Below are 13,936 nucleotides of genomic sequence, written 5' to 3' on the forward strand. Positions count from 1 at the left end.
GAAGCTTTCAGAAGCTGAGGATGCGGCGGCCCTGGTCATTGCCGAGCGTAGCCTGCGCCATGATGGCGCCCGAGGGCGGGAAGCTGAGGGCGGCGCGTCCGTTCACGGCCCCCTCGAGCAGGACGACGTCTCCGACCGCGAGACCCTTGAGCTCCTCCAGCGACAATTGCGCCCGTCCGGCGAGCGCGACCGCTGCGACCGGCTGGCCGCCCAGTGCCTGCCAGCGGCCGGTCAGTTTCGGGGGCTGTGCCGCAGGCCGCCGCGCGCGGCGGATATGGGCGATGATCAGCGTGTCCGCGCAGTCCAAGTGTAGGAGCTCGTCGCGGCCATGGGAAATTGTGAGGCGCAACGACGTTGCACCGGGTGCCGGAGCCTCCCCTGAGGCGCCGAGCCGGTCGAGCAGGTCTTCGCAGATCCGCCGGGCGAAGGCGTCGAGTAGCCGGTGGTCATCCTCGCTGACCGTCACGTCCGAGAGAGAGATATCAAGCACGGCTTCGATAAGGTGGCGCTTCCCGCGCGCCGGCAGAAGGATCGCGCTGGTCGAGGTGGCGTGCGCGATGCGTACGGTCGACTCGGGAACGGCGGCGAGACGTGCGGCGGGTTGGCAGGCTGAAAGGGTGATCGCAGCTTGCGCGAACCAGCGCTGCGTCCACGCATCGAGCGGGGCCGCAAGCGCCGCCCGCACCCTCTCGACGCTTAGGGCCGAGGCTGGCAGCCAAGGACGGACGCGATGGCTCACCCTTGGCCCCTGATGCCGAAAAGCTGCTGGATCATATCGTTCGAGACGCTGACGACTTGAGAGGACGCCTGGAAGCCGCGCTGGATGAGGATGAGCTGGCCAAATTCCTGCGAGAGGTCCACGTTCGATGCCTCGGTCTTCTTCGACTGGACAGTACCGGCGCCATCAACGCCGCTGGCGACGAGATGGGGAGCGTTGCCGCCCGTGCCCCGGAAAAGTCCGTTGCCGATCCGCTCAAGGCTTTGCGGATCCCGGAAATCCGCGATGACGATGGCCCCGAGTGTCTCGGATTGCCCGTTGGTATAGTTGAGCTTGACACGACCCTCATCGTCGATTGTGATCGGCGATGTCGCCGTCAATGTGCCCACCGCATTTCCATCCGGCTTTGCTGAAAGGTTCGATTCGGTGCCGGCGAAGATGGTGATTCCCGACGAGAAATCCAGCGTGACCTGGATGTCGCTCGCGTTTGCCTGGTGGCTGACGAACACTGGCTTGGCCGTCGTCGGATCAATGATGCCGCCCGTCAGCTTTATCTGGGTAGTCAGGCCCGACTGACTGGGTACGTCGACGCCGTGTTCGTCCTTGATAGTGACGTTCCACGTATCGACGGTCCCCGTCGTCGTGTCGCGTGTCAGCTTGACCGTCCAGACATGGGAGCCGCCATTGTCGTCATAAACGGTAATGTTCGAGATCGACGGGTCGGTGCCGCGCACAAGATTGCCCGTGATGGCGATGGTCGTTGTGGCTTTGGGTGGGTTGAGGCGCTTGGTGTCGATCTGGAGGGCGGTCGCGCGGCCGCTCTCGTCCAGCACGGCGAGACGATAGTCTGTTCCCTGCTCGGTGATGAAGCCGTCCGTGCCCACCATGAACTGGCCGGTTCGGGTATAATAGGTCTTGTCGCCGTCGAGCAGCATCAGAAAGCCATTGCCCTGGATCGCCAGGTCGAGATCATTGTCGGTGCTGCGCAGTTCACCTTGGGTCATGTCAATATGCGGTTTGCCGAAAGCCACCCCGCTACCGCCATTTTCGTTCGGATTGCTTGAAAGCGACGTGCCGCTGCCGCCATAGCTGAACAGATCCACGAAATTCACGTCGGAGGATTTGAAGCCCGACGTATTGAGATTGGCAACATTGTTACTGATCGTCTGCAGCCCCTTTTGATAGGCATCCATCCCGCTCAGCCCGATATAGATTGCGCCCAGCATGTCGTTCGTTTCCTCAATCAGCGGATCTGCGTGACGGCGCCGAGGGTGACGCCGGAGATTGTCTGGCCGTCTGCAACTTGCAGTGTCAGGCGTGGCTGACCGCTGCTGAACGACACTGCGGTGACCTTGCCAGACACATTGCCGGTGTCGGACGACAGATCGACCGTTTTGCCTAGCAAACCAGTCGCCTGCGTGGCTGCCTGAGCTGACAGCAGGCTGGTAATCTGATCGTTGAGCGTCTGGCTTTGCTGAAGTTGCGAGAATTGCGCCAGCTGCGAGACGAACTGGAAATTGTCGACCGGCTTCAGCGGATCCTGATAAGTCAGCTGTGTCAGGATGATCTGGAGCAGCGACTGGAAATCCAGTCCGAAGGCGTTCTGTGCGCTGCCCGTACTTGAGCTAACGGGGGCTATGGCCATGGATTCCTCCGGTGGGCGTGGCGGACGGCTGTCCGGACGGGGTAAATACGAGATCCGTGACGGTCACCCCGAACTGCTGGGCCAGCGCCTGCACGCGCCGGCGGAGCTCGCCTCCATCGACGGTGCCGCTTGCGACATGCGCGACCACGGTGAGCGCCGTGTCCGGCCCGGTCAAGCTGATGAGCGCAACGGATGGACGCGCCTGCAACATTGCCCGTCGCAAAATTCCGGCTGGACCGGCCTGTGAAGGTTCTGGCGACGGAGCCTCGGCGCGCGTCGCGAGCGCTTGTTGACAGGCTGCGATCAGCTGTGACGATGGGCCATCGGCCGCCTTCGATGCGGCGGGCGCGTCGACCGGCGAAACCGCGGTCGACCGGACCCGGTTGCCGTCCCGGCCCACCAGAGTGAGATCCGGTGTCGCGGGCGCGCGGTCGATAGGATCGGATATGATGCTGTCGGCGGTTTGGTCTACGCCGCCGGACCCATTCGGCGGCAGCGTCTTCGTGGCGGGCATCTTCGCGGCACCATGGCGGCCGAACATGCCGCGCTCGCCGAAAGCGGCTGCCGAACCCGAATCGGCGCTACGCGCCTCGCGCCTGTCGAGAAGCGCATCGAAGGCGCGTCCGTCAGCGATCGCCCTTGGAAGCGGTCGGATCGAGACGAGGGAAGCGGATGGCAGGCCGGTCGGCGGACGGACTGCGGTCATCTCGATCGCTTCCGGGCAAGGTGGAGGTCCGATGCCTCTTTAAGGGCCCGTTCGTCGCGTTCGGCCCGATCCTGTCGTTCGAGCGTATCCCGGTTCGCCTGAGCTGCGGTCTCCCGTACGAGCGCGACCTGCCAGGCCTTGCGATGGTCGAGGAGCGCAGCCTGCGTGGTCCGCAAGCGATCCTCGGCGCGGGCGAGGGCGTGAGATTGGCCGCGAATCTGCGCGCTCCACGCCGGAGCGAGTTCGGGCAGGAAGGTGGCGCGACTAACCGCGGCGCGCCATTCGGCCTCGAGATCCAGCAGCTCGTCGGCCGCCACCGAGCGCTCGCGTTCGGCTGCCGTCCGCTTCTCCACGGCGACGCCGACATCTCGGGCGCGGGCGAGCGACTGAAGATGCCGCACGACAGCTATCTCTGTCGCTTTGCGGGTTTTGATCGAAGTGGTCATGTCGCGTCTCCCGCGACCGCGTCGAGCCGCCTATGCGTCTCAGCGAGCAGGACGTGCTGGCGCCTGTCCTGCCGGAGAAACTCCATCACAGCGGCATGGCGTTCGAGCGCACGATCGGTGGCGGCATCCTGTCCGGGCACGTAGAGGCCGCTCTCGCGCAATGTGCGCGACGCCTCGTGGAGGCTGAGCCACTGGACGAGGCGGCGTGCCTGGCCGGCTTGCCTGTCCCCGACAAGTCCTTCCGCCTGCCGGCTGACGCTGCGGCAGATGTCGATCGCCGGGAAATGCCCCTGTTCGCTCAGAGCGCGCGACAGCATCAGATGGCCGTCAAGCAGGGACTTCATCATCTCGGCTATGGGATCGTCGCCCGCATCGGTCTCGCTAAGCACCGTCACTATGGCGGTAATCGCGCCGCCGCTGCGCAGCGCGCCGCAGCGCTCGACCAGTCGCGGCATGGTCGCGAACACGTTGGGCGTATAGGCGCGGACGGTTGGCGGCTCGCCGGCGGCCAGGCCGATTTCGCGCAGGGCCATTGCGAGGCGGGTGGCCGAATCGAGCAGAAGCAGCACATGCTTGCCGCGCGCGCGCCAATAGTCGGCAAGTGCCAGTGCCTGGAATGCAGCGCGCGCGCGCAGCGCGGCCGGCTGGTCTGAGGTCGCCGCGATCAGTGTGCTGCGCGCGCGCGCCGCGACGTCCAGCCCGTCGTGCCACAGCGCGTCAACCTCGCGCCCGCGCTCGCCGATCAGCGCGATGATCGTCACGTCCGCTTCGGCCTGCCGGGCGATCTGCGCGATGAGGCTGGTCTTGCCGACGCCGGCCGCCGCAAAGATCCCCACCCGCTGCCCTTCGCCGAGGGTCAACACGCCATCGATCGCACGCACGCCAGTTTCGAAGATTTGGCGCGGCGACGCGCGCTCGAGCGGCGATGGCAAAGGGGCCTCGAGAGGGTGCAGTTCGTGGGCCGGCGCCGCCGGCCGGCCATCGAGCGGGCGGCCGAGAGCGTCGAGCACCCGGCCGAGCAGGGCTGGTCCGGCTGCGATACGATCCGAGGCCGGCAGGGCGGTCACGGTTGCGCCGGCATAGGTGACGAGGCCCTGCTCCAGCGGCGCGAGCATGACCCGTTGCGTGTCAACCGCCACCACTTCGGCCAGCATCGCGCTGCCGGCACCCCGCGCTTCTATCTCGCAGAGCGTGCCCAGCGGGACGTTGGGGCCATCGGCTTCCACGACCGTCGTGCGTATGGCGTTGACGCGCCCAGTCCTGCGGACCGGGTCGAACGCGCGCAGCCGGGCGGACCAGCGATGGCTCACGCGGCCAGCGCTTCGGGCGCGGCAAGCTCGCCGAGCAGTTCTCGCAAGGCAGGCCATTGCTGATCCAGTCCGATTTCCATCCGGCCGAGCCGGACCACCACCGTGCACTGGCCGCTTGCGAGCCGGGGATCCCGCAGAAGGGTGAGCCCACCATCCGGTGTCAGCCGGTACGCGAGCTGTTGGATGAGCACCTCTTCCGGGAAATCGGACGCCGAGACCCGAATCTCGAGGATCATCGCGCGGTCGATCTGCTCCATCTGATGGCGGATCAGACGCTCGACGTCATCCTGGCGGTTGCTGGCGGCTCCGAACAAAATGTCCAGGCAGTCGCGCGCGAGCAGGACCGCGAGACGCTCGGTTTCGCGCATCCGCGCATCGACCTGATCACGCAGAGCCACGAGCGCGTCGCGCAGCAAGCTGAGCCTTTGCGCATCCTCCTTTTGAGCTGCATCGCGCCCCTCGTCGAATGCATCTTCTCTAGCCTTGGCCAAGGCACGCTCATGCTCGGCTAGCAGAGCCTGCTCGGCCTGCCGCCGCTCGGTGAGTTGTGTCTCCAGCGCCCGGATACGCGCCTGAGCGTCACGCAAGGCCTGATCCTCGCGTGAGATGTGTCGCGCGGCGTCCGGAGCGATGGAAGAGGCGGCATCTTCGGCCTTGATCAGCATCGTCATCGCGGCAGCGCCCAGGAGGTCAGGCGTCCGAGCAGACTTGCGGAGGGGCTTGGGCCGGCGGTCGGCGGTACCGGAAACAGCTCGGCGGCACAGTGCCGCAATGTCTCGCGCGCTTCGTCTGTCATCCGTCCCTCTTCCCGGAATCGGCCCACAAGCCAGAGCGACACGGGGCTGTGCGGCACCGACGGCGTTCCAGCAGCGAGACCCAGATATCCGCCAAGCAGCCGCTCGACCGTCGCACGCTGGTCCGGCTCGAGCTCATCGAGTACCGCGGTGCGGTCATCCGCGCGCAGGCGGGCCAGGCGGATAACCAGGCGGCGCAGGCTACGATCAGAGGCCATGGGCGGCTCCGTTCTCGGTGTCGAGCGCGTGGCGAAGCCGGGCGGCGAGGTCCGCGCGTTCCGCATCGCTGAGCGTCGTGGCCGCCCGCCCGCGCAGGACGAGGATAAGGACGAGGACCAGGCCGATCGCGATGGCCGGCCAGAGCACAGAGTGCAGCCGCCACTTCGGCTCTTCCGCTTGGTCGTCCGGCAGCGGCACCGATGCCGCGGCGTGTCTGGCGGATGCGGGAGGGGCGAGCGCAGCCTGTCCCGCCTGTGGCAGGGTTCCGAACCGGATGCTGTCGCCGCGGGAGGGGTCGGCACCGATCGCGCTGGCCACACGGGTCCGCAGGTCCGCCTGTGCCCCAGCGTCGAGGCTTGTCTTCGGCGCAAGAATGATGGCCAGCGGGAAACTGCGTGCCGCGGGATCCCAATGATCCGCCTCGCCGGCCTCGCCGAAGATCGGAGTGACCGAGACGCCGATCATATCGCCGGGGTAGCTGGCTTCGATGGCCTCGCGCACACGGGCTTCATAATATTGGCCGATCGCCAGCTGTTCGGCGGTCGCCGGTGTGACGGCCGCGACAGAGGACGGTTGCGCGGCGCTGACCACATCGCCGGCATAATCGAGGATGACGACGGCATCCGTCTCGAGCCGCGGCACGGCTGCCGCGATCAGCCGCTGTAGACCCGCCGCCGTCGCCTCGTCGATCGCTGTGCCGTCGCGTGTCCGGATCGTCACGGAGGCCTTGGGCGGGACCCGATCCTCGCGGAACAGGCGATCTTCGCCAAGTGACAGATGAACGCGGGCGGACTCCACATTGTCGAGCGACATGATGGTCCGCTCGAGCTCGCCTTGCAGGGCGCGCTGATAGTTGATCCGCTGCGCGAAATCGGTGAGTCCCATGTCCGATTTGTTGAACAGTTCGAACCCGACCGTGCCCTTCAGCGGCAGATCTCCGGTCATGACACCGAGCCGGGTCTTTTCGACGGCATTTGCTGGTACCAGGATGGTGCTCCCGCCATCCGCGAGGCGATAGTCGATCTTGCGCTTGTCGAGATCGGCGACGATCGTCGCCGCGTCCGCTGGCCGCAGGCGGGTGAACAGCGGCCGATAGGGCTCGCGCAGCAGGAGCCAGGCGACTAGCATGAGCGCCAGCAGCACGGCGGACAGTGCCGCGACGAACAGCATCTGGGCACGCGGCGAGGCACTGCGGAAGCGGTCGAGCATCCCGGTGGCCTAGAGCTGCATGTTCATGAGTTGTTGATAGCCCTCGACCAGCCGGTTGCGCACCTGCAGCATGAGCTCGAGCGACATCCGGGCCTGCTCGAGCGAGAAGCTGACCTGATGAACCGGTATCGAATCGTCGAGCGCGAACCGGCGGGTGAGGTCGTCGGCGGCGCGCAGCTTGGCATCGACGCCGTCGATGCCGTTCGTGAGCAGGCTGGCGAAACCACCGTTCGGCGCTGGCGCGATCGGCGGCGCCGGCTGGACCGGGGACAATATGGGAAGGGCGTCGGCGATCGGAGTGATCGGCAATATGCTCATCCCCGCATCCCCAGCTCGAGCGCCTTGGCGTACATCTGCCGTGCAGTGTTCATGGCGACGATATTGGCTTCGTAGACACGGGCCGTCTTCGCCATCAGCACCATCTGCTCTGCATGGTTGATCGCCGGATAGGTCACGAACCCGTCTGCGTCGGCTTGCGGGTTGTCAGGCTCGTGAGCGCGGCGCGGCGGCGTCGCGTCCGGCTCGATCGCATAGACCATGACGCCGTCCAGCCGCTCGTCCTGCGCGGTCGCCGAAGCGTGGGAGCGATCGAGATAGGCGGAGAATTCGCCGCGCGGCCCGGAGATAAGGTGCCGCGGCTGATAGGCACCGCCGCCGGCGGTGCGTACGGTGCCCGCATTGGCGAGATTTTCCGAAATCACCTCGAGCCGCCGCCATTCCACCTCGAGCCCGGTGCGGCTGATTTCCATCGCGTGCATAATCAGTTATTCCCTCTGACGGCGAGCGCCTCAAGCTGCATCTGGCGTCCCAGCATGTCGATGAGCGCACCGTATCGCAGCGCCGTGGTAGACGCCGCCGCGAGCTCGAGATCGAGCCGCTGGTGTGCCTCGGGCGCGCCGGCCGGCACCGGGGCGATCGTCGGAGCAAGCGCCCGGACCGCCTCGTCCCCCACCAGAGCGGCATCGCGCAGCGCCTGTTCGAAGCGGAGTCGGAGCGGACGGTAGTTGGGCGTGCCGGCATTGGCGATATTCTGTGCGATCACGGTGCCGCGCGCGGCGAGGCCATCGAGCGCCTTCAGCATGATCACGATGTTATCGGCTGCCATGAAGAATCCTACTGGACGATGATTTCGGCGTGGAGGGCGCCTGCTGCCTTGATCGCCTGGAGGATGGCGATGGTGGAGCGGGTGCCGACGTGGGCGCGGTGCAGCGCCTGGACGAGATCGGCGACAGTGGTGCTCGGAAAGCGGACCACGGCGTCGTTGCGGGCTGATTCGGTCACATCGAGCTTGGTGTTGGTGACAACGAGGCTACGTGCCCCCGGCGCATAGCCGCCGAAGATATAGGGTTGCGAGGCCTGGTTATCGACGCTGACCGAGACTTTGATGTCACCCTGAGCGATCACGACGCTCGAGATCTGGACCGGGCCGCCCGCGACAACGGTTCCCGACCGTTCGTTGATGACAATACGGGCAATCTCGTCAGGCTGGACATTGAGGCCTTCGATGCGGCTGATCAGCGAGACCGTGTCGAGCCCGGCAAGATTGCCGTCGATGACAACCTTGTCGGCGCTCCTGACACTTGCGATCCCTGTCCCGAACGCGCCGTTGATACCGGCGGCGACCCGGTTGGCGGTGGTGAAATCGGGATCGCGCAGCACGAAGGTCAGCCGGCGGTCGGGGCCTCCGACGCCAGATTCGACCGCGGTTTCGACCGTCGCCCCGCCCGGAAGGGTCCCCGACGTCGGATAGTTTTTCTGGCGCAGGTTGAGGCTGTCCTCGAAATTATAGCCGCCGACGACCAGCGCTCCCTGGGCCAGCGCATAGGGTTTCTGGTCGGGGCCCAGCAACGGCGTCATCAGCAGCGTGCCGCCGACGAGGCTGCGCGCGTCACCGATCGAGGTCACCGTCGCATCGAGGCGGTCGCCAATATTGGAATCGGCCGGCAGTGTTGCCGTGACGATGACGACCGCGACGTTGCGGCTCTGGACCTGATCTGGAAGGATGGTGGCGCCCAGCCGGCTCAACACGTTGCTCAGCGCCTGCCGCGTCGCTCCGCTGCGCGGCGAATCGCCGGAGCCCGCGAGACCGGTCACAATGCCGTAACCCACCAGCGCATTGTCGCGCCAGCCTAGGAAGCGGCCGAGCTCCTTGATGCGCACCTCGCCGCCGGTCGCAAGAGCCGGCGGGGCAAGGCAGAGCAGGAGCAGCGATGCGAACAGGCGCAGGATCATAGAATGCCGAGCCAGTTGAAGACCCGGGTTATGATACCTGGCTTGCCGCTCCGCGACACGAAGCCAGTTCCGTCATAGTCGATCATCGCATCCGCGAGCCGGGTGGAAAGGACCGCGTTCGATGCCGAGACGTCCGCCAGTCGGACACGACCGCGCACCTTGATATGCGTGCGTTCGCCGTTTATCCGCATCTCCTGCTGGCCGGCGACGATCAGGTCGCCGTTGGGCAGGACGGACTCGACCAGGGCGCTGATCTGCGCAACCATTTGGCCGGAGCGGCCGGTGGTGCCGTTCGCCTGCGACGATCCCCCCATGTCGAGCCCGGCCGACTTGTCGAAATGGGGGCCGTGGACTGAGCCGCTCAGCGACGTTCCCTTGCGCGATCCCGTATTCGCGCTATTGGTCGCGGTCGCGCTCTCATAGACCAGGATGGTAATGGCGTCGCCGGGCTCGCGCGCGATGCGGTCCGACGCGAGCGCCGCCCAATTGCCGCGCGCATAGAGATCCGTCGCGGTGGCGGGAGACGCCAGGGCCACGAGGAGGCACAGCCAGCCACGACGCTTCATCGCCGGGCCTCCCCATATCGCGCGGAAACAACCGAACCGTCCTCAGTGCGAACGAAGAGGCGTTGGTGCGGCCGTGCGTCCTGCAGGGCCTCGACCACACGGCTCACCCGGACGACGCCGCTGTTTGAGACCAGCGTGAGCCGTTCGGTGCGATGCGCGCCGCTCGCTACGGGCGGGTCCCGGCGGCGTATCGAGGGTGCGGGTGAGCGCAATGTCACCCGCACCCTCGATACGCCGCCGGTGGATGCTGCGAGCCAGCAGGCAAGCGCTGGCATCTGCCCGCGGCCCCGAGCGGCGATCCAGCCGGATGCCAAGTCGAACTGCCGCTGGCGGCCCGGCAGGCGGAGAAGTGGGAGCGAGGCCGCTCGCTTCCGCAACGCGGTCGGCAGCGCTTCCAACTCGGCGACATCGCCGAAGCGCAGCACGGGCTGCTCGACCGAGACGTTTTCATGGAAGTGGATGGGCGGCACTGCCGGGCAGGCGGCGGAACCGCTTGCCAGCGCCACCAGCAGGAGGGTCATCGGCGCAGCCCGTTGACCAGAGCCATCAACTGATCGCCAGCCTGCACCACCTGCGCATTGGCGGCATAGGCCCGCTGCAGGAGCAGGAGCGTCACCATCTCGTCTGACAGGCTGACGTTAGCCTGTTCGAGGACGCCCTGACGGAAGACACCTGCTCCTTCGGAGCCTGGTTCGGCAGATTGCGCCTGATCGTCCTCGGCGATCTCATAGGTTCCGGCACCGCGATCGATGAGCTGATCGGAGTCGCGCACGGTGACCAAGTCGATCCGGCCGATCTCCCGTGCGCCGGTTTCGCCGTCGACCGTCGCGGACAGGACGCCGTCCCGGCTGATGGAGAGATCGGTGGCTCCCGCCGGGACGGCGATCATCGCCCGTAGCGGCGTTCCGTCGGCTGTGGCCAGATAGCCATCGCCATTGACCTTGAGCGTGCCGCCCCGCCACAGCAGCATTTGGCCGGAGGGGCCCATCAGCTCGACGAAGCCCTCGCCGTCGATCGCCAGGTCCATGGCATTGCCGGTCTGGCGCAATTCTCCTTGCGTCCAAACGTGTGGGGTGGCCTGGACCGTCACCCCCTGGAGCGTGCCCGTCCGGTCGGACAGCGTGACGGGCAGGTCGTCCCGATCGCGCGGCGTCGCCATCAGGTCGGCGAAGCGCGCCGCCGAGCGCTTAAAGGCCGGCGTGTTGATATTGGCGATGTTGTTGGCAATCGTGTCGAGCGCGCGCTGCTGCGCGTCGAGCCCGGTCGCACCGATATAGAAAGCGCCGTTCATGATTGCCCCGGATTGAAGCTCGTGATCGCCTGTTGAACCAGGTCGTCATAGGTCTGGACGAGGCGCTGGCCGGCCTCCGCCGAACGCATCACCTGCATCAGGGCCAGCATCTCGCCTGCCTGCGAGACGTTGGAAGCCTCGACCATGCCTTGCCGAACGACCGGACTGGCCACCTCCTGCAGCTCCGCCGTTTCGACTAAGAAACGCGCGCTTCCGGCTGGCCGCAAGGCTGCCGGGTTTGCGACATCCATGACCATGATGCGACCGATTGAACGGCCGGACTGGCTGATCGAACCGTCCGGAGAGACCAGGACTTCACCCTGTGCGAGCACCGCATCGCCGTGATCGGTCTGGAGGATATCGCCATTTGCGGTCAACAGTCGCCCGAGATCGTCACGATGGAATTGCCCGGCGCGGGTCAGATACTGTGCATCATCCTTTCGCACGACGAAATAGCCGTTGCCGGCAAGAGCCAAATCCAGCGGGCTGCCGCTCTCGATCAGCTTGCCCCTGGTCGCGTGAGTCGGGAATAAGGCCTCGCTGGTGTCGGCATTGGCCGAGCTCTCGGGGTCGTCGACGGTGACGAGCCGCGCGAACGAGCCGACCGACCGATAGCCCGGCGTGGCAAGGTTCGCCATGTTCTGGGCAATGACCGCCGCGCGCTCTTCCGCACGCGCGAGGAGCGTGCCCCCGATGTGAATGATGCCTCCCATGGCTTTTCCGAATATGTACGGTCGATGAACATTGCAACGGGGGCGAAGCACGGCTCACCGCAAATATGCTCAGTTGCATTCAAATCGGATCAGTCGATTTTAAGAACAGAAAAAGATGCCAGATCAACCGTATGCGGGACCTCGCTGACCGACAGGATGGCGAGCCGTGGCACGCTGCGGCGGGTGAACGTCTTCAGGTGACGGCGTATCTCAGGGCTGCAGAGCAGCACCGGAGCGAGGCTCTGCCGAATCATCGTCTCGACCATCGGAATCAGCTTGCGGATCAACTGGTCGGCGAGTCGGGGATCGAGCAGGAAGCCGGCGCCTTCGCTGCGGCGAAGGCTTTCGGCAATCTGCCCTTCGGTGCGCGGGTCGAGGCTCAGCACCGCCAGCTGGTCATGGTTGCCACGCAGCGTATCGCAGATGCTGTAGCTCAGCCGCTGCCGGACCAGCTCGGTGAGCTCGGCCGGATCTTTCGCTGCGCGTCCACAGTCGACGAGGGTTTCCGTGATGAGGTCCATGTTGCGGATCGAGACCTCCTCGGCGAGGAGGTTTTGCAGAACGCGCTGGACGTCGGATACGGTCATGATCGCGGGAACGAGTTCTTCGATCAGTCCGGGTTGCCGTGCGCGCACGCCTTCCAGCAGCGCGAGGACGTCGGCGCGCGTGAGAAGCATCGCCGCCTCGCGGCGGAGAGTCTCACCGAGATGCGTCATCAGCACCGTGACCGGATCGATCAGCGTGTAGCCGTCGCTGCGGGCCTGCTCGTAGTGGCTTTCCTCTATCCATGCCGCGGGCAGGCCAAAAGCTGGATCACGCGTTTCGACGCCGGGCAAGGCGCGCCTGTTTCCTTCGGCGGGCTGGATTGCGAGCATCTGGTCGGGATGGAGCTCGCCTTGGCCGTGGCGCACTCCGAACAGGGCGATCTCATAATGCAGCGGCTTGAGGCCGCTGCCGTCCTGGAAGACCACCGACGGGAAAGCGAAGCCGGAAAGCTGCTCCTGCTGGCTACGCAGGGTAGCGATCCGCTCGGAAAGGAGCGGCTTGATCGCGACCCACTGCTGGCCGAGCTCCTTGCCGAGCCGGACCTCGACGGGGAGCACCGGTGCACCGGCTTGGGACTCGGCCGCATCGGCTGCGGCTTCGAACAGGCCTTGGCCATCCTCCTCCGCGCGCTGGCGCCGCCGGACTGCGAAGAAGGATGCTGTCGCCAGCATGGCGATCAGGATGATCGGCCACTTGGGCATACCGGGCATGGCGAGCAGCAGCAGCAACGCGGCGAGGACGATCAGCGGAATCTTCGGCACGGAGGTCAGCTGGCTGAACACTTCCGTGCTGAGCTGCCGATCGGCGGAAGAGCGGGTGACGATGATGCCGGTCGCGACCGAGATGACCAGGGCCGGGACCTGAGTGACGATGCCGTCGCCGATCGTGAGCAGGGTAAAGGTCTGGAGCGCCGCGCTCCAGTCCATGCCCATCTGGGCGACGCCGACGATCCAGCCGGCGATGATGTCGATCAGCAGGATGATGATTCCGGCGATGGCGTCGCCCTTCACGAACTTGGATGCGCCGTCCATCGCGCCGTAGAAGGCGGCTTCCTTCTCGAGATCCTTGCGCCGGCGCTTCGCCTCGTTCTGGTCGATGAGACCCATGTTGAGGTCGGCGTCGATGCTCATCTGCTGGCCCGGCACCGAGTCCAGCACGAAGCGAGCCGCGACTTCCGAGACGCGCTGCGCGCCGGAGGTGACCACCACATATTGGACGACGACGAGGATGAAGAAGACCACCAGGCCGATCACGAAATTGCCCTGCACGGCGAAGGAGCCGATCGCGCCGATCACCTCGCCGGCATTGGCTCCGGTCAGGATGAGCCGCGTCGCAGCGACGTTCAGCGACAGCCGAAACAGCGTCGCGACGAGAAGCAGCGAGGGAAAGGTCGAGAAGGCCACCGGCCGCACGACGTAGAAGGTGAGCAGGAGGATCGTCAGGCCGAATGCGAAGTTCACGATGATCAGCAGATCGAGCAGCGCCGGCGGAATTGGCGAGAAGAGGATGAGCAGGATCGCGATGACCCCACACACCAGGAC

At 66.0% G+C, this 13,936-nt stretch carries 18 protein-coding genes; all 18 read right to left on the reverse strand.

Features of this window, described 5'->3' with window-relative positions:
- Positions 1 to 7 precede the first annotated feature (7 nt).
- Positions 8 to 739 (reverse strand): hypothetical protein, encoded by a 732-nt coding sequence (locus GQY20_RS02070; protein WP_157215374.1) that lies wholly within the window; start codon positions 737 to 739, stop codon positions 8 to 10.
- On the reverse strand, positions 736 to 1,944 hold the full coding sequence (gene flgF, locus GQY20_RS02075; protein ID WP_157215375.1) for a flagellar basal-body rod protein FlgF: 1,209 nt from the start codon (positions 1,942 to 1,944) through the stop codon (positions 736 to 738). Before flgF ends, GQY20_RS02070 begins: the two co-directional genes overlap by 4 nt.
- Positions 1,945 to 1,961: 17 nt before the next feature.
- Positions 1,962 to 2,363, reverse strand: coding sequence for a flagellar hook assembly protein FlgD (locus GQY20_RS02080; protein WP_157215376.1), 402 nt, complete (start codon positions 2,361 to 2,363; stop codon positions 1,962 to 1,964).
- On the reverse strand, positions 2,344 to 3,069 hold the full coding sequence (locus GQY20_RS02085; protein WP_157215377.1) for a hypothetical protein: 726 nt from the start codon (positions 3,067 to 3,069) through the stop codon (positions 2,344 to 2,346). The genes GQY20_RS02080 and GQY20_RS02085 overlap by 20 nt, the downstream gene beginning before the upstream one ends.
- On the reverse strand, positions 3,066 to 3,515 hold the full coding sequence (locus GQY20_RS02090) for a hypothetical protein (RefSeq protein ID WP_157215378.1): 450 nt from the start codon (positions 3,513 to 3,515) through the stop codon (positions 3,066 to 3,068). The genes GQY20_RS02085 and GQY20_RS02090 overlap by 4 nt, the downstream gene beginning before the upstream one ends.
- Positions 3,512 to 4,825, reverse strand: coding sequence for a FliI/YscN family ATPase (locus GQY20_RS02095; protein WP_157215379.1), 1,314 nt, complete (start codon positions 4,823 to 4,825; stop codon positions 3,512 to 3,514). The genes GQY20_RS02090 and GQY20_RS02095 overlap by 4 nt, the downstream gene beginning before the upstream one ends.
- Positions 4,822 to 5,496, reverse strand: a complete 675-nt coding sequence (locus GQY20_RS02100; RefSeq protein ID WP_157215380.1) for a FliH/SctL family protein — start codon at positions 5,494 to 5,496, stop codon at positions 4,822 to 4,824. The genes GQY20_RS02095 and GQY20_RS02100 overlap by 4 nt, the downstream gene beginning before the upstream one ends.
- A complete protein-coding gene (locus GQY20_RS02105) occupies positions 5,493 to 5,837 on the reverse strand; it encodes a hypothetical protein (protein WP_157215381.1) in 345 nt (114 codons plus the stop codon). The genes GQY20_RS02100 and GQY20_RS02105 overlap by 4 nt, the downstream gene beginning before the upstream one ends.
- Positions 5,827 to 7,047, reverse strand: a complete 1,221-nt coding sequence (gene fliF, locus GQY20_RS02110; protein WP_157215382.1) for a flagellar basal-body MS-ring/collar protein FliF — start codon at positions 7,045 to 7,047, stop codon at positions 5,827 to 5,829. Before fliF ends, GQY20_RS02105 begins: the two co-directional genes overlap by 11 nt.
- A gap of 9 nt (positions 7,048 to 7,056) precedes the next feature.
- Positions 7,057 to 7,365: a flagellar hook-basal body complex protein FliE gene (gene fliE / locus GQY20_RS02115; protein ID WP_157215383.1), complete on the reverse strand. Its 309-nt coding sequence runs from the start codon at positions 7,363 to 7,365 to the stop codon at positions 7,057 to 7,059.
- Entirely contained in the window at positions 7,362 to 7,805 is a 444-nt protein-coding gene (gene flgC / locus GQY20_RS02120; RefSeq protein WP_157215384.1) for a flagellar basal body rod protein FlgC, read from the reverse strand. The genes fliE and flgC overlap by 4 nt, the downstream gene beginning before the upstream one ends.
- Before the next feature lie 2 nt (positions 7,806 to 7,807).
- Positions 7,808 to 8,152 (reverse strand): flagellar basal body rod protein FlgB, encoded by a 345-nt coding sequence (locus GQY20_RS02125; protein ID WP_157215385.1) that lies wholly within the window; start codon positions 8,150 to 8,152, stop codon positions 7,808 to 7,810.
- Between the two features lie 8 nt (positions 8,153 to 8,160).
- Complete coding sequence (locus GQY20_RS02130) at positions 8,161 to 9,279, reverse strand: flagellar basal body P-ring protein FlgI (protein WP_157215386.1); 1,119 nt, start codon at positions 9,277 to 9,279, stop codon at positions 8,161 to 8,163.
- Positions 9,276 to 9,845 carry a flagellar basal body L-ring protein FlgH gene (locus tag GQY20_RS02135; RefSeq protein WP_157215387.1) on the reverse strand — a complete coding sequence of 190 codons (570 nt, stop codon included), beginning with the start codon at positions 9,843 to 9,845 and terminating at the stop codon, positions 9,276 to 9,278. The genes GQY20_RS02130 and GQY20_RS02135 overlap by 4 nt, the downstream gene beginning before the upstream one ends.
- On the reverse strand, positions 9,842 to 10,366 hold the full coding sequence (locus tag GQY20_RS02140; RefSeq protein ID WP_157215388.1) for a hypothetical protein: 525 nt from the start codon (positions 10,364 to 10,366) through the stop codon (positions 9,842 to 9,844). The genes GQY20_RS02135 and GQY20_RS02140 overlap by 4 nt, the downstream gene beginning before the upstream one ends.
- Positions 10,363 to 11,136, reverse strand: a complete 774-nt coding sequence (locus GQY20_RS02145) for a flagellar hook-basal body protein (RefSeq protein ID WP_157215389.1) — start codon at positions 11,134 to 11,136, stop codon at positions 10,363 to 10,365. The genes GQY20_RS02140 and GQY20_RS02145 overlap by 4 nt, the downstream gene beginning before the upstream one ends.
- A complete protein-coding gene (locus tag GQY20_RS02150) occupies positions 11,133 to 11,849 on the reverse strand; it encodes a flagellar hook-basal body protein (protein WP_157215390.1) in 717 nt (238 codons plus the stop codon). The genes GQY20_RS02145 and GQY20_RS02150 overlap by 4 nt, the downstream gene beginning before the upstream one ends.
- An 89-nt stretch (positions 11,850 to 11,938) precedes the next feature.
- A complete protein-coding gene (locus GQY20_RS02155; RefSeq protein ID WP_232475844.1) occupies positions 11,939 to 13,930 on the reverse strand; it encodes a flagellar biosynthesis protein FlhA in 1,992 nt (663 codons plus the stop codon).
- Between the last annotated feature and the right edge of the window lie 6 nt (positions 13,931 to 13,936).

Source organism: Flavisphingomonas formosensis, assembly GCF_009755815.1.
GTDB lineage: Bacteria > Pseudomonadota > Alphaproteobacteria > Sphingomonadales > Sphingomonadaceae > Flavisphingomonas > Flavisphingomonas formosensis.